This is a genomic window from Streptomyces sp. NPDC006529, assembly GCF_040611795.1.
Taxonomy (GTDB): domain Bacteria; phylum Actinomycetota; class Actinomycetes; order Streptomycetales; family Streptomycetaceae; genus Streptomyces.
This window is the reverse complement of record NZ_JBEXPB010000005.1, coordinates 170,327-191,836: the sequence shown is the minus strand read 5'-3', so window position 1 is coordinate 191,836 and position 21,510 is coordinate 170,327. Positions and strand designations below refer to the sequence as shown.

Annotated in this window: 17 protein-coding genes and 1 pseudogene; 6 read left to right on the top strand and 12 right to left on the bottom strand. The window is 73.1% G+C overall.

Annotated features, from left to right (window positions below; genetic code table 11):
- Positions 1-60: 60 nt before the first annotated feature.
- From pucD to ABZY31_RS06865, 3 genes are read right to left on the bottom strand one after another with little or no spacing between them, the layout of a single operon-like run.
- Positions 61-2,463 (bottom strand): xanthine dehydrogenase subunit D, encoded by a 2,403-nt coding sequence (gene pucD, locus ABZY31_RS06875; RefSeq protein ID WP_356405583.1) that lies wholly within the window; start codon positions 2,461-2,463, stop codon positions 61-63.
- A gap of 2 nt (positions 2,464-2,465) precedes the next feature.
- Entirely contained in the window at positions 2,466-3,074 is a 609-nt protein-coding gene (locus ABZY31_RS06870) for a (2Fe-2S)-binding protein (protein WP_356405581.1), read from the bottom strand.
- Positions 3,075-3,076: 2 nt separating this feature from the next.
- A complete protein-coding gene (locus ABZY31_RS06865; RefSeq protein WP_354379267.1) occupies positions 3,077-3,973 on the bottom strand; it encodes a xanthine dehydrogenase family protein subunit M in 897 nt (298 codons plus the stop codon).
- A 253-nt stretch (positions 3,974-4,226) separates the two neighbouring features.
- On the opposite strand from ABZY31_RS06865, the gene ABZY31_RS06860 reads away from it, so the two are divergent.
- Both ABZY31_RS06860 and ABZY31_RS06855 read left to right on the top strand, forming a co-directional pair.
- Positions 4,227-5,915 (top strand): PucR family transcriptional regulator ligand-binding domain-containing protein, encoded by a 1,689-nt coding sequence (locus tag ABZY31_RS06860; RefSeq protein ID WP_356405579.1) that lies wholly within the window; start codon positions 4,227-4,229, stop codon positions 5,913-5,915.
- A 197-nt stretch (positions 5,916-6,112) separates the two neighbouring features.
- The gene (locus ABZY31_RS06855; protein WP_356405577.1) at positions 6,113-6,853 is read left to right on the top strand and encodes a hypothetical protein; all 741 of its coding nucleotides are present in this window, start codon (positions 6,113-6,115) and stop codon (positions 6,851-6,853) included.
- A gap of 306 nt (positions 6,854-7,159) precedes the next feature.
- Here ABZY31_RS06855 and ABZY31_RS06850 read toward each other — a convergent pair whose 3' ends face one another.
- Positions 7,160-7,873: a GntR family transcriptional regulator gene (locus ABZY31_RS06850; RefSeq protein ID WP_356405575.1), complete on the bottom strand. Its 714-nt coding sequence runs from the start codon at positions 7,871-7,873 to the stop codon at positions 7,160-7,162.
- Positions 7,874-8,033: 160 nt separating this feature from the next.
- On the opposite strand from ABZY31_RS06850, the gene ABZY31_RS06845 reads away from it, so the two are divergent.
- Entirely contained in the window at positions 8,034-8,888 is an 855-nt protein-coding gene (locus tag ABZY31_RS06845; RefSeq protein WP_356405574.1) for a (2Fe-2S)-binding protein, read from the top strand.
- A gap of 202 nt (positions 8,889-9,090) precedes the next feature.
- On the top strand, positions 9,091-10,176 hold the full coding sequence (locus tag ABZY31_RS06840) for a DUF2637 domain-containing protein (protein WP_356405572.1): 1,086 nt from the start codon (positions 9,091-9,093) through the stop codon (positions 10,174-10,176).
- Between the two features lie 68 nt (positions 10,177-10,244).
- Here ABZY31_RS06840 and ABZY31_RS06835 read toward each other — a convergent pair whose 3' ends face one another.
- The 5 genes and pseudogenes from ABZY31_RS06835 to ABZY31_RS06815 form a co-directional block, all read right to left on the bottom strand.
- On the bottom strand, positions 10,245-10,682 hold the full coding sequence (locus ABZY31_RS06835; RefSeq protein ID WP_356405570.1) for an ATP-binding protein: 438 nt from the start codon (positions 10,680-10,682) through the stop codon (positions 10,245-10,247).
- A gap of 156 nt (positions 10,683-10,838) precedes the next feature.
- A pseudogene (locus tag ABZY31_RS06830) lies at positions 10,839-11,206 on the bottom strand (thiamine pyrophosphate-dependent enzyme); the annotation flags it as partial.
- Between the two features lie 24 nt (positions 11,207-11,230).
- Entirely contained in the window at positions 11,231-12,451 is a 1,221-nt protein-coding gene (locus ABZY31_RS06825; protein WP_356405569.1) for a methyltransferase domain-containing protein, read from the bottom strand.
- Positions 12,452-12,598: 147 nt separating this feature from the next.
- Positions 12,599-12,835, bottom strand: coding sequence for a hypothetical protein (locus ABZY31_RS06820; RefSeq protein ID WP_356405567.1), 237 nt, complete (start codon positions 12,833-12,835; stop codon positions 12,599-12,601).
- Positions 12,832-13,047, bottom strand: coding sequence for a hypothetical protein (locus ABZY31_RS06815; RefSeq protein WP_356405566.1), 216 nt, complete (start codon positions 13,045-13,047; stop codon positions 12,832-12,834). Before ABZY31_RS06815 ends, ABZY31_RS06820 begins: the two co-directional genes overlap by 4 nt.
- A gap of 182 nt (positions 13,048-13,229) precedes the next feature.
- On the opposite strand from ABZY31_RS06815, the gene ABZY31_RS06810 reads away from it, so the two are divergent.
- Together ABZY31_RS06810 and ABZY31_RS06805 are read left to right on the top strand one after the other, a co-directional pair.
- Positions 13,230-14,087, top strand: coding sequence for a helix-turn-helix transcriptional regulator (locus ABZY31_RS06810; protein WP_356405564.1), 858 nt, complete (start codon positions 13,230-13,232; stop codon positions 14,085-14,087).
- The gene (locus ABZY31_RS06805; protein WP_356405562.1) at positions 14,084-14,296 is read left to right on the top strand and encodes a DUF397 domain-containing protein; all 213 of its coding nucleotides are present in this window, start codon (positions 14,084-14,086) and stop codon (positions 14,294-14,296) included. Before ABZY31_RS06810 ends, ABZY31_RS06805 begins: the two co-directional genes overlap by 4 nt.
- Before the next feature lie 46 nt (positions 14,297-14,342).
- Here the strand turns inward: ABZY31_RS06805 and ABZY31_RS06800 are convergent, their stop codons facing one another.
- The 3 genes from ABZY31_RS06800 to ABZY31_RS06790 all read right to left on the bottom strand — a co-directional run bounded on the left by ABZY31_RS06800 (position 14,343) and on the right by ABZY31_RS06790 (position 21,482).
- On the bottom strand, positions 14,343-16,085 hold the full coding sequence (locus ABZY31_RS06800) for a pyruvate dehydrogenase (RefSeq protein ID WP_356405560.1): 1,743 nt from the start codon (positions 16,083-16,085) through the stop codon (positions 14,343-14,345).
- 63 nt (positions 16,086-16,148) lie between these two features.
- Positions 16,149-17,603, bottom strand: a complete 1,455-nt coding sequence (locus ABZY31_RS06795; protein WP_356405558.1) for a protein phosphatase 2C domain-containing protein — start codon at positions 17,601-17,603, stop codon at positions 16,149-16,151.
- A gap of 105 nt (positions 17,604-17,708) precedes the next feature.
- Positions 17,709-21,482, bottom strand: a complete 3,774-nt coding sequence (locus ABZY31_RS06790) for a S8 family serine peptidase (protein WP_356405556.1) — start codon at positions 21,480-21,482, stop codon at positions 17,709-17,711.
- Positions 21,483-21,510: the final 28 nt, after the last annotated feature.

Here is a 21,510-nt window from a genome sequence, read left to right as displayed (position 1 = left end):
CAAGTGTGACGTTCCCGTGCCACACCGCCCGGAGAGCTTGGGTCCCGGCGGGACCGGACCCTAGAGGGTGCCGGTGAGCGCCTCGGGCCGGATCGGGGTCTTGGTGATGTCCAGACCCGTCGCCGCCCGGATCGCCGCGATGACGGCCGGGGTGGACGAGAGGGTCGGGGCCTCGCCCATGCCGCGCAGGCCGTAGGGGGCCTTCGGGTCGGCGAGCTCCAGGACGTCGACCGGGATGGTCGGGGTGTCGAGGATCGTCGGGATCAGGTAGTCCGTGAAGGAGGGGTTGCGCACCTTCGCGGTCTTCGGGTCCACGATGATCTCTTCCATGATCGCCACGCCGAGGCCCTGCGTGGTGCCGCCCTGGATCTGGCCGACCACGGAGAGCATGTTCAGCGCCTTGCCGACGTCCTGGGCGGTCGCCAGTTCGACGACCTTGACCAGGCCCAGCTCGGTGTCCACCTCGACCACCGCGCGGTGCGCGGCGAAGGTGTACTGGACGTGCCCGTTGCCCTGGCCGGTGACCAGGTCGAAGGGGACGGTCGGGTGGTGGCGGTACTCGAGTTCGAGGTCGATCGCCTCGTCCCCGAGGATCTCGGCGATGTCCGCGAGGACCTCGCCGCCGTCGGTGACGATCTTGCCGCCTTCGAGCAGCAGCTCGGCGGTGGCCCACGCGGGGTGGTAGGAGCCGTTCTTGCGGCGGCCGATTTCCAGGAGCGCCTCGCGGACGGCCTCACAGGTGTTCTTCACCGCGCCACCGGTCATGTACGTCTGCCGCGAGGCGGACGTGGAACCGGCGGAGCCGACCTGCGTGTCGGCCGGGTGGATGGTCACCTGCGTGACGCCCAGCTCGGTACGGGCGATCTGCGCGTGGACGGTGATGCCGCCCTGGCCGACCTCCGCCATGGCCGTGTGGACCATCGCGACGGCCTCGCCGTTGATGACCTCCAGCCGCACGCGGGCGGTCGAGTAGTCGTCGAAGCCCTCGGAGAAGCCGACGTTCTTGATGCCGACCGCGTAGCCGACGCCGCGGACGACGCCCTCGCCGTGGGTGGTGTTGGAGAGGCCGCCGGGCAGCGCGCGGACGTCCGCGCCCTCGCCCGCGGTCTCCCACTGGCGCTCGGGCGGCAGCGGACGGGCCTTGACCCGGCGCAGCAGCTCGGCGACGGGCGCCGGGGCGTCCACGACCTGGCCGGTCGGCATGACCGTGCCCATCTCCATGGCGTTCAGCTGGCGGAACTCGACCGGGTCCATGCCCAGCTTCGCCGCGAGCTTGTCCATCTGGGCCTCGTAGGCGAAGCAGGCCTGGACGGCGCCGAAGCCGCGCATCGCGCCGCAGGGCGGGTTGTTCGTGTAGAGCGCGATCGCCTCGATGTCCACGTCCTCCAGGACGTACGGACCCACCGAGAGGGAGGACGCGTTGCCCACGACCGCCGGGGAAGCGGACGCGTAGGCGCCGCCGTCCAGGACGATGCGGCACTTCATGTGCGTGAGCTTGCCGTCCTTGGTCGCGCCGTGCTCGTAGTGGAGCTTCGCCGGGTGGCGGTGCACGTGGCCGAAGAAGGACTCGAACCGGTTGTAGACGATCTTGACCGGCTTCTGCGTGGCCAGGGCCAGGAGGCACGCGTGGATCTGCATCGAGATGTCCTCGCGGCCGCCGAAGGCACCGCCGACGCCCGAGAGCGTCATGCGCACCTTCTCCGGCGGCAGGCCCAGGACCGGAGCGATCTGCCCGAGGTCCGAGTGCAGCCACTGGGTGGCGACGTACAGCTCGACGCCGCCGTCCTCGGACGGCACGGCCAGACCGGACTCCGGGCCGAGGAAGGCCTGGTCCTGCATGCCGAAGGTGTACTCGCCCTCGACGATGACGTCGGCGCGCTTGCGGGCCTCTTCCACGTTGCCGCGGATGATCGGCTGGCGGTGCACGATGTTCGGGTGCGGGACGTGACCGATGTGGTGGTCGTCGCGGCCCTCGTGGATCAGCGGCGCGTCGGGGGCGAGGGCGGAGGCCTCGTCCGTGACGAGCGGCAGCTCCTTGTACTCGATCTTGATCTTGGCGGCCGCGCGGCGGGCGGTCTCCGGGTGGTCGGCGGCCACGAGGGCGACCGGCTCACCGTGGTGGCGCACCCGGCCGTGGGCGAGAACCGGCGTGTCCTGGATCTCCAGGCCGTAGTTCTTCATCTCGGCGGGCAGGTCGTCGTACGTCAGCACCGAGTAGACGCCCGGCATCGCCAGGGCCTCGGAGATGTCGATGGAGACGATCTCGGCGTGGGCCACGGTGCTGCGCAGGGTCTGGCCCCACAGCATGTCCTCGTGCCACATGTCCGAGGAGTACGCGAACTCGCCGGTCACCTTGAGGGTGCCGTCGGGGCGCAGCGTGGACTCGCCGATGCCGCCCTTGGTGTGCTTCTGGCTGACGTTCGTCGGAGCGCCTGCGGGCACGGTGCGGGTGTTCTGAGCCATGGTCAGACCGCCTCTCCCTGACGGGCGGCCGCGAGGCGGACCGCGTCGAGGATCTTCTCGTAACCCGTGCAGCGGCAGAGGTTGCCGGACAGGGCCTCACGGATGTCCTGGTCGGACGGGGAGGAGTTCTCCTCCAGCAGCGCGTCGGCCTGGACCAGGAGGCCCGGGGTGCAGAAACCGCACTGGACGGCGCCGGCGTCGATGAACGCCTGCTGGATGGTGGAGAGCTCGACGCCCTCGCCGGTCTGCGAGTCAGCGGGCTTGGCCTGCCACTGCTTGGCCGCGTCCAGGGAGACGCCGCCCTTGCCGCCGCAGCCGCCGCCGGTGCCGCACGCACCGCCGTGGCCGTGCTCCTGGCGCTGCTTGGCGAACTCCGCCAGGCCCTCGACGGTCACGACGTCGCGGCCCTCGACCTGACCGGCCGCGACCAGACACGAACAGACCGGCACGCCGTCGAGACGGACGGTGCAGGAACCGCACTCGCCCTGCTCACAGGCGTTCTTCGAACCCGGCAGCCCCATGCGCTCGCGCAGGACGTAGAGGAGGGACTCGCCCTCCCAGACGTCGTCGGCTTCCTGCGGACGGCCGTTGACAGTGAAATTGACGCGCATGATTACGCAGCCCCTTCAAGCGAGCGGCCGTTTCCGGTACCGCGGTACTGCTCCCAGGTCCAGACGAGCTGGCGGCGAGCCATGATGCCGACCGCGTGACGGCGGTACTTCGCCGTGCCGCGGACGTCGTCGATCGGGTTGGCCGCGCCGGAGGCGAGGTCACCGAACTGCTTGGCGATCGACGGGGTGATGACCTTGCCGGATTCCCAGAAGCCGCCCTCTTCGAGCGCGGCGTTCAGGAACTCCTCGGCGGCCTTCGCGCGGATCGGGGTCGGCGCGGCCGATCCGATGCCGGTGCGGACCGTGCGGGTTTGCGGGTGCAGTGCCAGACCGAACGCGCAGACCGCGATGACCATCGCGTTGCGCGAGCCGACCTTGGAGTACTGCTGGGGACCGTCCGCCTTGTCGATGTGGACGGTCTTGATCAGTTCGTCCGCGGCGAGCGCGTTGCGCTTCACACCGGTGTAGAACTCGTCGATCGGGATGAGGCGGGAGCCGCGTACGGACTCCACCTCGACCTGGGCACCGGCCGCGAGCAGCGCGGGGTGCGAGTCACCGGCCGGCGAGGCGCAACCGAGGTTGCCGCCGACGCCGCCGCGGTTGCGGATCTGCGGGGACGCGACCGTGTGCGAGGCGAGCGCGAGACCGGGAAGCTCCGTGCGGAGGTTCTCCATGATCTGCGTGTACGGGACGGAAGCGCCGAGCCGGACCACATCCTCGCCGACCTCCCACTCCCGCAGGAGACCGATGCGGTTCAGGTCCAGAAGGTACTCCGGCCGACGGTGGTCGAAGTTGATCTCGACCATCACGTCGGTGCCACCCGCAATCGGCACAGCTGAGGGGTACTCGGCCTTAGCGGCGAGCGCCTCCTCCCAGCTGGCGGGGCGAAGGAAGTCCATGAGCGGCTCTCTTCTTCTTCATCGTGTCGATCACTTCAAGCCAGCGGGCCCAAAGACCCTCGACTGGTCGTTCATCTGCTGTTAACGCGGTGTGGAGTCAGTACACAAGCCGCGCGTCCCCCGGGTGCAGTCACCGAAACCATGAAGGAGTTGGCTGACGGCCTCCCTCGTCTTGTAGATTCGTATGAAAGGCAGGATGCACTGACCTGCCCGATTTCCAACGGCAACATCGAGACAGATCGGCGGCGACACCATGCGGCTGCGCGCACTGCTGGAAACCGAGGCGCTGGGGCTGCGGCTGCTGGGCGGCCAGGAAGAGCTCGACCGGACGGTCCGGGGCGTCATGACCACGGACCTGAGGGATCCCAGCCGATACCTGTCCGGAGGCGAACTCGTCCTCACCGGCCTGGCCTGGAGACGAAATTCGGACGACTCCGAGCCGTTCGTACGAATCCTCGCGAGCGCCGGAGTGGCCGGCCTCGCCGCCGGTGAGGCCGAGCTGGGAGACATCCCGGACGATCTGGTATCAGCCTGTCGGCGCAATCGGCTGCCGTTGTTCGCCGTGAACGAAGACGTTGCATTCGCCACCATCACCGAGTACGTCGTCCGGCAGGTGTCCGGGGAGCGCGCGGGGGACCTCGCGGCCGTCGTGGACCGCCACCGCCGCCTGATGACCTCGGGCCCCGCGGGCGGGGGCCCCGATGTGGTCCTCGATCTGCTCACCACCGACCTCGATCTGCGCGCCTGGGTGCTGTCCCCCACGGGCAGGCAGATCGCCGGGGCGGGCGAGCCGCTGGCGCCCGGCATCTGCGCGGCGCTGGCCAGCGAACACCTGGCGGCGGTCCGGACCGGCCGCAGGGGCCCGCACCGGATCTCCCTTCAGGGTATTACCTACTCGCTCTTCCCGATCAGGGGACACGGCCGGGGACCGGGCGGCCCCGCCGCCCGCGACGTGCGCGAAAGCGTGCTGTCGGACTGGCTGCTGGCCGTCGAGGCCGACGCCGGCGACTGGCCCGCGGAGCGGCTGGACCTGCTCCAGGGCGTCACCCAGCTGATCGCGGTCGAGCGGGACCGGCGGGACGCCGCCCGTACGGTCCGGCGGCGGCTCGCCCAGGAGGTGCTGGAACTGGTCCAGACGGGTGCCCCGCCCGCCGAGATCGCGGCCCGGCTGCGGGTCGCGGCCCCGGTGCTGCTGCCGGGGCTGGGCGCCGCACCGCACTGGCAGGTCGTGGTGGCCCGGGTGGACTGGGACGGCGGGGACATCCCCGGCGGCCCGGTGGCCCAGTCGCTGCTGGAGGAGATCCTGATCGACCCGTCGGTGTCGGGTCCGGAGCCCTCGGACCGGATCGCCGTCGCGCACGCGGGCGACGAAGCGATCGCGCTCGTACCGCTGCCCGCGCTGGCGGCGGAGTCCGGCGAGCCCGCGGCCGACAAGGGCCCCGACACCGCCCTGCACGCCGACGTGCTCCTGACGGCCGTACGGGAGCCCCTGGCGGCCGGTCTCGCCGACGACGGGCGGCTCACCTTGGGCGTCAGCGCGGCGGTGCACTCCGCCGAGGGGCTGCGCGGGGCGCTGGAGGAGGCCCGGCACGCGCGCCGGGTGGCGGCCGCCCGGCCCGGCCGGGTCTGCGCGGCGGGCCACCACGAGCTGGCCTCGCACGTCCTGCTGCTGCCCTTCGTCCCGGACGACGTGCGCCGCGCCTTCACCGCCCGGCTGCTGGACCCCCTGCGGGACTACGACCGGCGCCACCGGGCGGAACTGATCCCGACCCTGGAGGCCTTCCTCGACTGCGACGGCTCCTGGACCCGCTGCGCGACCCGGCTGCACCTGCACGTCAACACGCTGCGGTACCGCGTCGGGCGGATCGAGCAGTTGACGGGGCGCGATCTTTCGCGGCTGGAGGACAAGCTGGACTTCTTCCTGGCGCTGCGGATGAGCTGATCAGCGGCCCGGCCGGGGGTTCCGCCGGGCTCCTGGGGGCGGCTGACGAGGTGTCCGGACTTTGTGAAAAGGTTCACCCGACCCCTTGGCCGATCATGCGCATCCGTGCTCTCATGTCGCCCCAGGGCGCGGGCAGCGCGCTGCGTGGTTGCTTTGGGGAGGGCAATGTGGCGGACACCGCCATGTCGGGTGCCGGAATGACCGGGGGAGACGACCCCCTCCAGCGAGCGATATGGCGGCTTCGCTCGCGGGGCTGCTGGACGGATGCGGCGGCCCTGCTGGACCCGCACGCGGGCAGCGCGGGACCTGCCGTGCAGCGCACGGCGCTGCTGGTCGAGCGGTGCCTGTTCACGGGCCAGGGGTGGGCCGAGGCGGAGGACGCGCTGCGGATCGCCGAGGCGGTGGCGCGGGACGACGACGAGCGGGGCGCGGCCGCCTGCGAGCGCGGCCAACTGGCGTACGCGGCCACGGTGCTGGGGGTCCGGGACCGGGCCGACGAGGCGCGCTCCGCGCTGGGGCGGGCGGCGGCGCTGCTGGCCCCCGGGTCGCCGACGCGGCCCCTGCTGGACTTCCGGCGCGGACTGGTGGCCGAGCACCTCGCCGACTCCCCGCAGGCGGCCCGGCCCGCGTACCGGCGGGCGCACGCGGGGGCCACGGCGCACGGTGACACCCTGCTGCTGTCCTTCACCTGGCGGCACCTGGCCGGGCTCGCGCTGCGGGACGGAGAGCTGGCCGAGGCCCGGCACGGCTTCGCGGAATCCCTCCGCATCCGGGAGGAGCTGGGGTTCCTGGTGGGCACCGCGCCCGCCCTGGCCGCGCTCGCGGAGGCCGAGCCGGAGCCGGAGGCCGCGCGCCTCCGCGCCGAAGCCCTCCGCCTCTTCCGCCTCCTGGGCGGCATCCCCACCTGGCTGGCCGCCCACCTCTCCCCCGCAGCCTGACCACCCCGGCCGCCGGGTCCGCGACCCCCGCCCCCGGACGGCCACTCGCCTCAAACGCCGGCGGGGCTGGAATTGCCCGGCCCCGCATACGTCACCGGGGCCGGGCGACGACGGCACCCCACCAGACCCAGCCCGCCCGGCGCTTGAGGGCCCGCCGGAGGCCGCACCCAAGAACACCCGACCAACCGGACCCCGGGCCATCGCACCCGCGCCTCAAACGCCGGCGGGGCTGGAATTGCCCGGCCTCGGCTCGACAGCCGGCCGCGGCGGCACCGCCACCCTCCAGCCCGCCCGGCGCTTGAGGGCCTAGTGCGGGGGCCAGGCGAAGTGGGCCCGGATGAGGGCTTCGGCCGTGGTGAGGTCGGCGGCGGCCAAGGCGTCCAGGAGGGCGACGTGCTGCCCGGCGTCGGTGCGCAGCACCGAGGGGAGGCTGCGGGCCGCCGCCCACTGGACCCGCCGGTGCGCCTCGTCCGCCACCCGGATCAGCTGACCGTTGCCCGCCAGACCCAGCGCCCCCCGGTGAAACGCCCGGTCGGCCTCCGCGTACCCGGCCAGGTCCCCCGCCTCCGCCGCCGCCACGCCCGCCACGGCGAGCGGCCGCAGCGCGGCCCAGGCGGCGGGTTCGGCCGTACGGACCAGCCCCAGCATCACGGGCACCTCCAGCAGGGCCCTTACCTCCGCCAACTCGGCCAGCTCGGCGGCGGTCCGGGCGATGACCCGGAAGCCGCGGTTCGGGAGGCACTCCACGGCCCCCTCCAGCGCCAGCTGCTGCATCGCCTCGCGCACCGGCGTGGCCGAGACCCCGAAGCGTTCCCCGAGGGCGGGCCCGGAGTAGATCTCGCCGGGGACGAGTCCGCCGTCGACCAGCGCCGCGCGCAGCGCGTCGAGGACCTGTCCGCGGACGGAGTGGCGGAGCACCGGACGCCGCGCGGGACGGGCCTGCGGGCCTTGCGGGCCGCACTCCTCGTCACCCTCCGTACGCGCCTGTTCGGGCACCCGGGCACGGGCCGTGTCCTGCACTCGGTCCTCCTGCGGTCGGGCCCTGTCTGCTGTCGCCTGCTCCCGAGAATAGGTGACGCAGCGCGGTCGCCGCCGGTACGGACCGTACGAGACGGATCGGGTAAGGTTTGCCTTACCTATCTGCCTCCTCGCCCGCCCCCGATCCCCCCGGTGGTCACGCATGGTCTCCCCGGCCGTCCCGGCGACGCCCTCGCCGTCCCCCCTCGCCGACGCCTACGCCCGCCTCGCCACGCTCCCCGCGGGACCGCGGGTGACGGAGCGCCCGGCGGCCCACCCCACCCCCCGCGGCGCCGGCTGGGTCGGCGCGGACGAACTGGCCGACGCCGGGCCCGTGTTGGACGCCTTCCTCGCGTGGGACGACGACCAGGTCCTGCGGGACTACGGCCACCAGGGCCGCCCCGACGTGATCGCCGGCTTCGGCCTGCACCGCTACGCGTGGCCCGCCTGCCTGCTGTTCACGGTCCCGTGGCTGCTGGCGCGGCGCGTCCCCCGGCTGCCCGCCGACCAGGTGGCCTTCCACCGGAGCACGGGGCGCATCAGCGTGCGCGCCGACCGGTTCGCATGCTTGCCCGACGATCCGGCCGCCGCGCTGCCGGGAGCCCGGGTGGTGCCGGACGAGGAGGCGCTGCGCGCGGAGGTGCGGGCCGCGGTGGCCGAGCACCTCGGTCCGGTGCTGGAGGGCTTCGGCCCCCGGATGCGACGCGGCCGCCGCGCCCTGTGGGGCATTGTGACCGACGAGGTCGTCGAGGGGCTCTGGTACGTCGCGGAGCAGTGGGGCGAGGGGCGCCGGGCCCGGGCCGAGCTGGACCTGCTGCTGCCGGGCGCGACCGCTCCGTACACCGGCGGCAGCGGTTTCCGTACGCTCACCGGCCCGGCGGGCGAGGAACTGCCCACCCGGGACCGGGCCGGCTGCTGCCTCTTCTACACGATCCGCCCGGCGGACACCTGCGTCACCTGCCCCCGGACCCGCGACGCGGACCGGGTCGCCCGGCTGACGGCGGCCGCCGCGGCGTGACGCCGCGCGCGAAGCCACCCGTTCGGGTGAGTCCCTTCGAACTCAAATGACCTTGTACGAGCGGTAGTTCGACCCACAACGCCCTATCCGGCGGTCACCGCCCCCCGTTGGCGTCCTCTTGCCCCGAAACCCGCGTGCGGCCCTTGCGCGATCGGCCACTATGGCGCCCGGAAAGCCGCATACGCGAGGCAAGGGACACCGCATGAGACTGACCGACATATCGCTGGACTGGCTGCTGCCCGGCAGCCTGCTGATCCTGGGCGTACTTGCGGCAGTCGCGGTGCTGGCCAAGAGCAAGCGCGAGGGCGAGAAGGCCGCGTCCGAGGACAGCTGGGAACGCAGCGAGGACCGCCGCCGCCGCAAGGAGGCCGTCTACGGCACCGCGTCGTATGTCCTCCTCTTCTGCTGCGCAGCCGTCGCGGCGGCGCTGTCCTTCCACGGACTGGTCGGCTTCGGCCGGCAGAACCTCAACCTCTCCGGTGGCTGGGAGTACCTGGTCCCCTTCGGGCTCGACGGCGCCGCCATGTTCTGCTCGGTGCTCGCCGTCCGCGAGGCCAGCCACGGCGACGCGGCCCTGGGCTCGCGGATACTGGTGTGGCTCTTCGCGGGGGCGGCCGCCTGGTTCAACTGGGTCCACGCGCCCAGGGGGTTCGGCCACGACGGCGCTCCGCAGTTCTTCTCCGGGATGTCGCTGTCCGCGGCGGTCCTCTTCGACCGGGCCCTGAAGCAGACGCGCCGTGCGGCGCTGCGCGAACAGGGCCTGGTGCCGCGGCCGTTGCCGCAGATCCGGATCGTGCGCTGGCTGCGGGCTCCGCGGGAGACCTTCGGCGCGTGGTCGCTGATGCTGCTGGAGGGCGTGCGCACCCTGGACGAGGCCGTCGACGAAGTCCGCGAGGACAAGCGGGAGAAGGCGCAGGACCGGCACCGCAGGCGGGACCAGAACCGGCTGGACCGGGCCCGCATCAAGGCGATGGGTCGCCAGAGCCGGGCCTTCGGCCGCTCGCGGGGCCGCCAATTGGAGGAGGTCGTCAGGGAGGACCGGGAGGTCGTCCCCGCCCCCGGTGCGGCGGCGGGTGCGACGCCAGCCCTCGGCGCGGATCCGTCCCCACCCGAGGCGGGCCAACTGCCGCTGCGACGGCGTCCGTCGCTCCAGGCCGTCACCGGATCGGATCCGGCGGAGACGGCGTCCCGGACGGTGGACCTCACCGCCGAGGACGACACCCAGACCATCCCCCGGCTCGACTCCCTGGAGCGCAAACTGAAGGATCTGGAACAGCAGTTCGGCTGATCACCCGGTCGGCCGGTGCCGGGAGCCGGCCACCGCGGCGGCGGGGGCCGGTACCGGGCGCCCGGCGCTCAGGCCGGCTCCGCCGCCCACACCGCGTCGGCGCCCCGGTCGAGTTCGAACCAGACCACCTTGCCCAGGGAACTGCCCAGGGCGTCCACTCCCCAGGTGTCCGCGAGGGCCTGCACCAGCACCAGTCCCCGCCCGTGCGTACCGTCGTCGGCGGTCGGTACGTACGGTCTGGGCCGCCGGTCGGCGTAGTCCCGCACTTCCACCCGCAGCCGGGCGGCGGTGAGGCTGGCGTACACCTCGGCCCCCCGGTCTGTGTGGACGAGGGCGTTGGTGACGATCTCGGTGGTGAGCAGCTCCGCCACGTCGGCCGTGTCGCACCGGCAGCGGTGCCGCAGTAACTCCCGTAAAGTCCGGCGCACGTCGCCGATGGCACTCAAGTCCGCGCGGCGCACCCGGCGGGTGACCCACAGGGTCTCCCCCGCGCTCGGGTCGGCCACGGCAGACGGTTCCCGCGGCACGGGCCGCCCTCTTCTCGTCAGTTTCCCGGTATTCGCCCCCACCCGCACGGCGACAGCCCTCCGTATCCCGCATCCTTCTCGAACAGGCCTACGGGAGGGCTTCTTCCCTTCGGGGGAATCCGCACGCCTCGCGCCTCAGGGCCGCGGCACGTGGCGCAGGCGGGATCGAGCCATCCGGATCATGCCGCTGACGCCACCGTCGGGCACGATCTTGCTGGCCCGGGGTTCATGGTTCCGTACGAACGCAGGCCGGAAACCAACACTTTCAACTCCACCATTGCAAAAAGGAGTTGTCGAAGAGGATCGCTTTGACTGGGCGGTCGTACTGCACCAGGGTGAGGAAATCTCCCCTCGGCAGCGAGAAACCACCATGCCCGGCACCGGGACCCCTTGACGCCGCCGGTCGTGAACTGCGCACGGATCGCCTGCGGAAGGGCGCTGTCCGGGGAAAGATAGCGCGCGGCCCACACATTGCACATGCCCCTCTCCGGGGTGAACACCGCGTGACCGGTGATCCGCGGGGGACGCTAAGCGCCCACACCGCCCAAGCCGACGGGCATGGGCAGCGGATTACCACTGTGCCCCAGCCACGCCCGCTGTCCCCGCTCATCGACCGTCAGGCCGAATTCCGTGACCGGCGGACGGCCCCGCTCCTGATACCAGGTGTACGCGGACGTGAGTTCCGCCCACAGATCACGCGGTCCCCACGAGCGGACGGCATCGGGCTCCCACCAGCCGCCGTATCGGACGATCGACACCGACGTACCCGTCAGGTCGACGAACTGGACCTCCTCCTCCTCTCCGTCCCCGCGGTGCGAGTACGTGACGTCCGGGACCTGGAGCCCCACGGCGAAGTTCTGTTCCCATCCGCCGCCCAGCACCTCCGCGGGGCGGACGGGGGACGCCCGGCGGCGCGGTCTTCCGTCGACGCGGATGGTGTGGGGCGGCCGATGGTCCCGCACCCACATGTACGAGGAGCTGCCCGCGAAGCGGCCCGTGGCCCGCCGACCGTGCGCCGTGAGCCGGAGCAGCCCGGCGTTGCTGTACGCGGTGCCGAACGGCGTCAGGATCACGCCGCCGTCCCGCGTCTGCTCGACCCAGGCCCACGGAACCCGCCTGACGGAGGCCGTGTTGATCACGCGGTCGAAGGGCGCTCTTTCCGGCACCCCCGTGAGTCCGTCACCGCACACGAGGTGCGGCTCGTAGCCCGCGGCCTTGAGGTTCTCGGCGCCCCGCGCCGCGAGCGCCGCGTCCACTTCGACGGACGTGACCCGCTCGGAGCCGACGCGCTCGCACAGCAGTGCGGTGTGATAGCCGGAGGCGTACCCGATCTCCAGCACCCTGTCCGCAGCGCCCGGCTTCAAGTGGGACAGCTTGCGCAGCACGATGTCCAGGGCGGACACGGAGGACGTAAAGTCCCCGTCCGCCGCGCCGGTCGGGGCGGTCCGCCCGTCGTCGAGCTGCGTGACGACGGACCGGTGGGGGTCCCACACGGCACTGCTCCAGGCCCCCGGGTCGGTGGCGCGGTCGAGGAACTTCCAGAGGCCCCGCTCGTCACGCTCCGGCAGCCACACGGCCGCCGGCACGAACGCTTCACGGTCCACGGCGTCGAACGCCGCGGACATCCACGGCTCACGGAGCAACGCCATGGTCTCCAGCGCCGTACGGCACACGGCCCGGTCGAGCCCGCTCATCGGGCTCGCGGCCGGTCGCCGTCGGGGCTCGGCGGGGTCGGGGGCGGTGTCCACGGCTTGTCCTCCGGCGGTCCGCCGTGCTTGCCGTCTTCGAGCATGGTGATTCCCCTCTTATGCATAGGAGTTGTCATGCTTTACACCCATGATGCGGGACCGAGTCCCGCCGGGTGTGGCCGTCAGGGGCGACAGGACCGGAAGGCCTCACCCGATTCCGGTCCTGTCGCCCCTCCGCGCGCCGGCCGAACGGGCAGCCGGCGGCGGGTCCGTGGGTCCACCCGCGGGGCACTCCAGGTGCACCGCGAGGTCGTGTGCGTACTCTGCGGCGGCCACAGCGAAGACCGACGCGCTCCGCTGCTCGACCGCCGTCTTCACCGCGCGCTCCAGTTCCGCCAGGTACCGCGCGCTGAAGCGGTAGCCGTGGGCGCCGCCGGCGCTCATGCGGACGACGGCCCGTGGCCCGGGTGCCGGCGGATCTCCACGGCCGCGTCAGCCGCACCCGACGGGTCGTACTCCGGCGAGCGGGGGTCCTTGCGTCCGCGCCACTGCCGCAGCAGCGCGCCGCAGACGTCGCATCCGGGCGCAGCGATCGGTACACGGGGGAAGAGCTGGTCGACCGTTGCCACAACCGGCGCATTCATCTCGTAGGACATACGTCGCCCCTCACTGTGATCGGTGCACTACGCACCGTGCTCGCAGACCCAGCGTGGCAGTTGCATAGCAGTATTGCAACCACAGCCGCAGACTCTGCGAAATTGCATGGCCCGGTGACAGTTGCGCGTGTGGAAGCATGCGTGCAGGGAAGCCGGTGAGGCACGAGGGGAAGGGCGAGGCCATGAGCGCTCCGTCAGTACGTCAGCGACGACTTGGGGCCGAACTGCGGACCCTGCGCGAAGCCAAGGGGCTGACGCAGGAGGAGGGCGCGCAGGCAGCGGGCCCGGGATGGGACAAGACGCGGCTGTCCCGCGTGGAGCGCGCCCAGCTGGGCATCAAGCCCGACGTCGTCCAACTGCTGCTCGACAAGTACGGCGTGAGCGACCCGGAGAAGCGCGAAGCGCTGGCGGCTCTCGCCCAGGCCGGCACTCGCCGCGGCTGGTGGCAGACCTACAAGGACATCATCTCGCCCGCCTACGCCGAGCTGATCGCGCTAGAGGCCGATGCGAAGAGCCTGCGGTCCTACCAGACGCTCCTCGTCCCCGGTCTGCTGCAGACGGCCGCGTACGCCCGTGCGTCGATCGCGGCCATCAACATGTCGTCCACACCCGATCAGGTGAACGCCCTCGTCGAGGTACGGCAGCAGCGCCAGGCGGTCCTGTCCCGCCCGGAGCCGCTGCAGGTGTGGGCGATCATCCACGAGGCGGCGCTCCGGCCCACCGTGGGAGCGCGGGGCGTCATGCGGGACCAGTGCCAGCGGCTGCTCGATCTCATGGACCTTCCGCACGTCTCGATACAGATCCTGCCGCTCGGCGCTCCGGCGCATCCGGGGATGGCCGGTCCCTTCACGGTTCTCGCGTTCCCCGAGTCCGCGGACCTCGACGTCGTGCACGTGGAGGGGCTGGCGAGTGCCCTGTACGTTGAAGACGCCGCTGACGTAGTCGTCTACGGGTCCGCGTTCGAGCATCTACGCGCGCACGCCCTCCCGTTCGCCGCGTCGGCCGACCTCACCGCAAGAATCAAGCAGGAGCACAAATGACCACTCTCGCAGACTCATCCGCCCATGGTCTGACATGGGCAAAGTCCAGCTACAGCAGCGATGCCGGGCAGTGCCTCGAAGTAGCGAGCGGCCAGTTCCCCGGCGCCGTGCCCGTCCGTGACTCGAAGGTCCCCGCAGGCCCCGCGCTCCTCGTCGCCGATGCCCACTGGACGGTGTTCGTCGACGCCGTCAAGGCCGGGCGGCTCTAACCCGGCCCCGGGGGCGGCCCGGGCTTCCGGACCGCCCCCCACGGCCTCAGGGCCGCGGCACGTTGCGCAGGTTGGACCGGGCCATCTGGATCATGCGGCCGACGCCGCCGTCGAGCACGATCTTGCTGGCCGACAGTGCGAATCCGGTGACCATGTCGGCACTGATCTTCGGTGGGATCGACAGCGCGTTGGGATCGGTCACCACATCCACCAGGGCGGGCCCCTTGTGCCGGAACGCGTCCTTCAGGGCCCCCGCGAGCTGCTTGGGCTTCTCCACCCGGACCCCGTAGGCCCCCGCCGCTCGGGCGATGGCGGCGAAGTCCGGATTGTGGTTCGTGGTTCCGTACGACGGCAGGCCGGAAACCAGCATCTCCAACTCCACCATCCCCAAGGCCGAGTTGTTGAAGAGAACCACTTTGACGGGCAGGTCGTACTGCACCAGGGTGAGGAAATCTCCCATCAGCATCGAGAAGCCGCCGTCGCCCGACATCGAGACCACTTGGCGCCGCCGGTCGATGAACTGCGCGCCGATGGCCTGCGGAAGGGCGTTGGCCATCGAGCCGTGGCTGAAGGAGCCGATGATGCGCCGCTTGCCGTTCGGGGAGAGATAGCGCGCGGCCCACACGTTGCACATGCCCGTGTCCACGGTGAACACCGCGTCGTCGTCTGCCAGTTCATCGAGGACCGAGGCCACGTACTCGGGGTGGATCGGGGTGTGCTTCTCCACCTTGCGCGTGTACGCCTTGACCACGCCTTCCAGGGCGTCCGCGTGCTTCTTCAGCATCCGGTCCAGGAACCGGCGGTCCGTCTTGACCTTGACCCGGGCGTTCAGGCAGCGCAGGGTCTCCCGTACGTCGCCCCAGACGGCGAGGTCCAACTTCGAGCGCCGGCCCAGGTGTTCGGGGCGCACGTCGACCTGGACGATCTTGACGTCATCGGGCAGGAAGGCGTTGTACGGGAAGTCGGTGCCCAGCAGGATCAGCAGGTCGCACTCGTGGGTGGCCTCGTAGGCCGCGCCGTAACCGAGCAGCCCGCTCATGCCGACGTCGTAGGGATTCTCGTACTGGATCCATTCCTTTCCGCGCAGCGCGTGCCCGACCGGTGACTTGACCCGGCCCGCGAACTCCATCACCTCGGCGTGGGCCCCGGCCGTGCCGCTGCCGCAGAACAGGGTGACCCGGTCGGCCCCGTCGATCATCCGGACCAGCGTGTCGATCTCGGCGTCCCCGGGCCGTACGGTCGGCCGCGCGGTCACCAGGGCGTGCTCGATGGACCGTTCGGGGGCGGGCAGCGAGGCGATGTCCCCGGGCAGGGTCACCACGCTGACCCCGCCCCGGCCGATGGCGTGCTGGACGGCGCTCTGCAGCAGCCGCGGCATCTGCTTCGGGTTGGAGATCATCTCGCAGTAGTGGCTGCACTCGCGGAAGAGCTGCTCGGGGTGGGTCTCCTGGAAGTAGCCGAGGCCGATCTCGCTGGAGGGGATGTGCGAGGCCAGCGCCAGCACGGGGGCCATCGAGCGGTGGGCGTCGTACAGCCCGTTGATCAGGTGGAGGTTGCCGGGACCGCAGGAGCCCGCGCAGGCGGCCAGCCGCCCGGTGAGCTGGGCCTCGGCGCCCGCCGCGAAGGCGGCCGTCTCCTCGTGCCGGACCTGGATCCACTCGATGGCGGCGGTCCGCCGGATGGCGTCGACGACGGGGTTGAGGCTGTCCCCCACGACTCCGTACATCCGGCGCACCCCCGCGCGCACGAGGATGTCGACGAACTGCTCCGCCACGTTCTGCTTGGCCATGGAGGGGGCGCCCTTTCCGGTCCGGCTCTGCGTGCGCCTCCCATCCACGCACGGCCGGGCCTGTTACGCCTCCCAGACCGCGGCGGCGGTGCGGTCGTCCGCGTACCCCTTCAGGCGGAGCTGGGTGTCCGCGAGGAAGGCCGCGAGGCCCGGCGGATCCGCGCCGTCCCAGCGCGCGGCCAGCTCGGCGGGCAGGGAGGCCTCCTCCCGCATCGGTTCGGCCAGTCCGCCGGAACAGAGCAGCAGCGTGTCCCCCGGACGGGCCACGGTGGCGCGGAACCGGAAACCGGGGCCGGCGGGCTCCCCCGGCGCGGAGGCCGGTCCGGGCAGCGCCGCGGCGGGCGCGGGCGCGGGGGCTCCGGCTGGTGAGGGGCCCGGTCCCGCCGGTTCCAGGTCTTCCCATTGCCCCGCCCGCAGCCGGAACAGTCCGCCGGTCCCCGCCCCGAAGCACACCCGGGTGCGGCACTCGGGGTCGACCGGGAGGAGGAGCGCGCGCAGACCGGCCGTGTACCCCTCCTCGGGCAGCCCCAGTTCGGCGGCGCGGGCCCGCAGGCGCCCGTACCCGCGGTCGGTGAGCCGTTGCAGGCCCGAGCGCAGGGCGTCGCGCCGGCCCGCCCGGATGTCGTCGGCCAGGCGGGCCCGGCTGCGGCCGACGGCGGCCGCGACCCAGCGGCACACCTCGGCCGCGGCGTCCTGCGCGCCGGGCGCGCCGCGGGCCCCGCCCGCCAGGGCGACCAGCACCAGCGCGTCGTCACCGCCGCCGAAGCGGGCGGTGAGGAGCACGTCGCGCCGCGGCTCGGCGCGGAAGCGGGCGGAGTCGCCGCGCACGGAGGCGGCCCGCAGCGTGTAGGTCCCGTACCGGGCGCCCTCCAGGACGGTGTCGGGCACGAGCGCGTCGAGGGCGCCCGGGTCGGCCACGGGCAGCGCGCCGGGCTCCGCGGCGTACGTCGGCGCCCGGTCCCCCAGGTGGCGCACCTCGGGGCGCGGTACGGGCGGCGGCCCGGCGGGGCCCGGGGCGGGGCGGCGGGGGTCGGCGTGCCCCGGTCCGCCGCGGCGGGGCTCCGGTACGACGGCCGTCGGCGGCGCCGCGGGCAGCGGAGGCGCCGGCGGTGGAGGCGGGGGCGGGGGCGGAAGCGGCGGAGGCACGGGCGGCACGGCCGTGTCCCCGAGCGCGTACCCGGTCGGCGCGGCGGCGCCCGCCCCCTCGCCCCCCGGCTCCGCGCCGGACGGCGCGGCGGGCACCGGTCCGGGCCGGGTACCGGGCAGCGGGCCGGGCGTGGCGCCGGGCAGCGGGCCGGACCGTGCCCCCGGCAGCGGGCCGGGCGCCGTGTCCGCTGCCGGGGCCGGATCGCGGGGCGGTGGTACCTCTCCCACCAGCACCGACGCCGAGCTGAAGCGGCTGTCCAGCGTGTCGGCGGGATCGGCGGGGGCGGCGGAACCGGTGGGTCCCGGCTCCGGCCCGGCCGGGTCCTCGTAGAGCTTCTGCCACCAATTGTCCGCGTCCCCCTGCTGACTCATGCCCCTAGTGTCGGCCGCCCGGGGCGGCGGAAAACGCGGAACGCGCGGAAAAGGGCCCGCCGGGCTACTGCCCGGCGGACCCCTTGCCCTCTGGCGCCGAACGGGTTACCGGACGTCGTAGGCGCGTGCGACCGTCTGGGTGACGGTGGCTCCCTTCGCGTCGGTCAGCTCGACCCGGAGCGAGACCGGCTTGCCGGCCGCGCCCGCGTGGTCGACGACCGCGCTCCAGCGGCCGTCCCGCTCGCCGACCTGAGCCTGCGTCCAGTGCTCTTCGTCGTAGCTGTAGGACAGCTTGGCGCTCGCGAGGGCGCCCGGCGCGTAGCCCGCGTGCCCGGTGACTCCCAGCCCGATGCGCTGCCCGTTCCGGGCGGGGAGGTTCTTCAGGCCGTCCTCGGGGAGGGTGAGCGCCGGGAAGAGGACCGGCAGGCCCGTCGAGTAGGCCGACGCGTCGAGCGCGGAGCGGAAGGTCCAGGTGGTCCGTACGCCCTGCGAGCGCTGCCAGTCGCGCGCCGGTCCGCCGATCTTCTCCAGGGTCTGGGTGAGCGCGTACGTCCCCGCTTCGGCCGGGACCTCGAAGACCCCCGCGTTCGGGTACCAGCCGGTGCCGATCTCCGCGCCGTCGCGGGTGAGGGTCAGGCCGCCGATGTCACCGAAGGAGCCGGGCAGCGCGTAGTGGCCGCTGTCGCCCCACATCGCGGAGGAGAAGCCGATCAGGTTGCCCTGCCGCTCGGCGGCGAGCAGCGGCTTGCCGCTCGCGTCGCGGGCGCCGACCGGGCCGATCACCCCGTCGTACCAGGTCTCGGAGCGCCGGCCGCCCTTGGTGTGGGTGCGCTGCTGGTCGGTCATCAGCTCGCCCCAGGGGAAGCTGCTGGAGACCATGTGGTCCCAGGCGGTGTCCCCGGCGGTGTAGTACTCGGTGCGCTCCCCCGGGACGGCGACGGTGTCCAGGGAGCCGAAGGACACGGCCGTGCCCAGCGGGCGGTAGGCGCCGGTCAGGTCCATGTAGGCGGAGGCGACACCCATCGCGCGGTAGGTGGAGCGGACCGTACCGAGGTCGCGGTCGCGCACCCGGTAGGTCCGGTCGCCGCGCAGCGTGCCCTGTTCGGTCTGGGCGAGGTTGTAGACGTACGGGCTCTTCGCGGTGCCCTGCCAGGTCAGCGTCACCTTGCCCCGCGCGAGCCGGGCGAGCAGCGCCTTGGCCTCGGCGGACTCGATGGACAGCGCGGGCAGCGGGCCGCCGGTGTAGCCGTTGAAGCCGACCCAGCGGCCGGGGGCGTCGCGGTGGGCGAGGACGGCCTGGGCACCGGCCGCCTTCGCGTCCTCGGCGAGGTCGTACAGCGAGCCGTCCCCGGTCTTCACCAGCACGATCGCGCCCTGCGCGCCGGCCGCGGCCAGTTCCGCGGGGGTGCCGGCGCCCGCGTCGACGAGCGGGGCGCTGCCGCGTCCGTCGAGGTTGTCGCTGCCGGTGGAGGCGGTGAGGGGGTGCAGCACCGGGCCGCCGGACACCTTCAACTCGGCCAGCAGGGGAGCGGCTTGCCGCCAGTAGCTGCCGAACTCGAAGCCGCCTTCGGTGGCCCGGCCTTCGACGGAGGCGTAGAACCCGCGGATGGTGCGGCCGCCCATCGCGGTGCCGGCGTGCAGCCAGTTGGGTTCCCAGTGGCGGGCGAAGGCGAGCGTGGCACCGCGGGTCTCGGTGGGCCGGTCGGCCTCGATCGCGAGCCGCCCGGCGGTGCGGGCGTCCAGCACGATCGTGGTGTCCTTCCGCAACTCGACCTGCGGGCGCCCGAGATAGGTCAGGGAGTCGACCAGCGCGTTCTCGGCGCCGCCCGCGTCCGGGGTGGCGACGAAGGAGGAGAGGAAGTACGAGCCCGGGCGGAGCCGGTAGACCTGGTCGGCGGAGCCGTCGTTGAAGCGGCGTTCGCCGCTGGCGTCGTCGGTGCCGATGACGTCCAGGGAGGACGGTCCGGCGGCGGGCCTGCCCGCCCGGTCGAGCAGTTTCACGCGCAGGGTGACGGTCTCGGGCTGCACGTACAGCGAGAAGGGCGTCGAGACGCGCACGCCGCCGGGGCCGGTGGCCATCACCCGGCCGGTGACGTCGCCGTACTGGGCGCGCTCCAGGCGGGCCGCGGGGTCCAGCGCGAGGGGCACCGTGACGGTGGCTCCGGCGGGGACGGTCACCTCGCGCCGGTCCAGGCGGGCGACCTGGCTGCGGACCGCGGAGCCGTCGTTGCCGGTGAGGTGTTCCACGCCGAGCCGGAGGGTGACCGGCGCGCTGCCCGTGTTGGTGTACGGAACGGTCACGGTGGTCCGGTCGCTCCGGTCCTGCGGCCAGTTGTACGCGCCGCCCTGCACGGCGGGGGCGGAGGTGACCGTGGTCCCGATGGCCCGCTGCACGTCGAGGCGGCCGCCGCCGGTCTCGCGGACGTCGCCCGGGATCCCGGTCTCTGCCGAGCCGACGAGCGCGGCCTTGACCTGCTGCGCCGTCCAGTCCGGGTGGCGCTGCTTGACGATGGCCGCGGCGCCCGCGACGTGCGGGGTGGCCATCGAGGTACCGGACATGGCCTGGTAGGCGTACACCCCGCGGCCGCCCATGGCGGCGGCCGAGATCTGGACGCCGGGGGCGGCGATCTCCGGCTTGAGGGTGTGCGCGAGGCCGGCCGGCCCGCGGCTGGAGAAGGAGGCGGTGGTGTCGTCGCGGTCGACCGCGCCCACCGTCAGCACGCCGGGCGTGCAACCGGGCGAGGAGACCGTGTTGTCGCCGGGCCCGGAGTTGCCGGCGGCGATGACGAACAGGGTGCCGCCGCTCTCGGCGAGCCGCTCGGCGGCGGCGCTCATCGGGTCGTCACAGGCGGTCCGGGAGGGGTCTCCCAGGCTCATGGAGACGACGTCGGCCTTGCTCGCGACGGCCCATTCCATGCCCGCGATGATCCAGGAGTCCAGGCCGGAGCCGGAGTCGTTGAGGACCTTCCCGCTGAGCAGCCGCGCGCCGGGGGCGACGCCCTTCTTGGCGCCGCCGCTCGCCGCACCCGAGCCGCCGACGGTGGAGGTGGTGTGGGTGCCGTGGCCCTGGCGGTCGGCGTCGGTGTCGGAGTCGGTGAAGTTCTTCGACTCGGCGACGCGGCCCTTGAGGTCGGGGTGGTCGAGGTCGACGCCGGTGTCCAGGACGGCGACCGTGGCGCCGGAGCCGTCGTATCCGGCGGCCCAGGCGGCGGGTGCGTTCACCTGCCGGGTGGAACGTTCCAGGTTCGCCCGGACCTTGCCGTCGAGCCACAGCTTCTTCAGGCCGCCCGCGCCGCGCGTGCGGGCGGCGGCCTTCGCGGTGACGTCGGACCAGAAGGTGGCGGCCTGGGCCTTGTCGGCCGAGAGCGCGACCGCGCCGATCGAACCGAGGACCAGGGAGCGCTCGGCGCCGCGCGGGGCGGCCGGGGCGCTGCGCGCCGTGTCGAGGCCGTCGTAGACCGCGATCAGCGGCAGCTTCTTGGCGTGCGCGTCGTCGTAGCCCTGCCGGATCAGGCCGGTGACGTTGAAGAGCTGCTCGTCGACGGTGCCCGCCGCGAGCGCCTCGGCCGCGCTCTCGGGGTAGACGTAGACGTCCTTGCCGGACTGCCGGGTCTGCACGAGCGGCTGGGTGCCGTCCTCCCGGGGCAGGGCGGCGGCTGCGGAGCGGCCGGTGGCGTCCGTGGACACCAGGATCCTGTCGCCGGTGACCAGGGTGACGGTCACCGGTCCGGCCGGCTGCCCGGCGGTTGCCCCGCTGCCGGTCAGCGGTCTCTTCGCCGGCCCGCCCTCGCTCGGCTGCGCCGCCGAGGTGCCGACGGCTGTGACGGCGAGGACGGCCGCCGTGGCCACCCCCACTGCCGTACGCGATATCGGGCGCATCGCTCTCCCCAGGTGAATTCCGGCCAAC

Coding starts and splice junctions, on each gene's coding strand:
- pucD (WP_356405583.1), bottom strand. CDS start 2,463: ATGGCTCAGAACACCCGCACCGTGCCCGCAGGCGCTCCGACGAACGTC.
- ABZY31_RS06870 (WP_356405581.1), bottom strand. CDS start 3,074: ATGCGCGTCAATTTCACTGTCAACGGCCGTCCGCAGGAAGCCGACGAC.
- ABZY31_RS06865 (WP_354379267.1), bottom strand. CDS start 3,973: ATGGACTTCCTTCGCCCCGCCAGCTGGGAGGAGGCGCTCGCCGCTAAG.
- ABZY31_RS06860 (WP_356405579.1), top strand. CDS start 4,227: ATGCGGCTGCGCGCACTGCTGGAAACCGAGGCGCTGGGGCTGCGGCTG.
- ABZY31_RS06855 (WP_356405577.1), top strand. CDS start 6,113: ATGACCGGGGGAGACGACCCCCTCCAGCGAGCGATATGGCGGCTTCGC.
- ABZY31_RS06845 (WP_356405574.1), top strand. CDS start 8,034: ATGGTCTCCCCGGCCGTCCCGGCGACGCCCTCGCCGTCCCCCCTCGCC.
- ABZY31_RS06840 (WP_356405572.1), top strand. CDS start 9,091: ATGAGACTGACCGACATATCGCTGGACTGGCTGCTGCCCGGCAGCCTG.
- ABZY31_RS06820 (WP_356405567.1), bottom strand. CDS start 12,835: ATGAGCGCCGGCGGCGCCCACGGCTACCGCTTCAGCGCGCGGTACCTG.
- ABZY31_RS06815 (WP_356405566.1), bottom strand. CDS start 13,047: ATGTCCTACGAGATGAATGCGCCGGTTGTGGCAACGGTCGACCAGCTC.
- ABZY31_RS06810 (WP_356405564.1), top strand. CDS start 13,230: ATGAGCGCTCCGTCAGTACGTCAGCGACGACTTGGGGCCGAACTGCGG.
- ABZY31_RS06805 (WP_356405562.1), top strand. CDS start 14,084: ATGACCACTCTCGCAGACTCATCCGCCCATGGTCTGACATGGGCAAAG.
- ABZY31_RS06800 (WP_356405560.1), bottom strand. CDS start 16,085: ATGGCCAAGCAGAACGTGGCGGAGCAGTTCGTCGACATCCTCGTGCGC.
- ABZY31_RS06795 (WP_356405558.1), bottom strand. CDS start 17,603: ATGAGTCAGCAGGGGGACGCGGACAATTGGTGGCAGAAGCTCTACGAG.
- ABZY31_RS06790 (WP_356405556.1), bottom strand. CDS start 21,482: ATGCGCCCGATATCGCGTACGGCAGTGGGGGTGGCCACGGCGGCCGTC.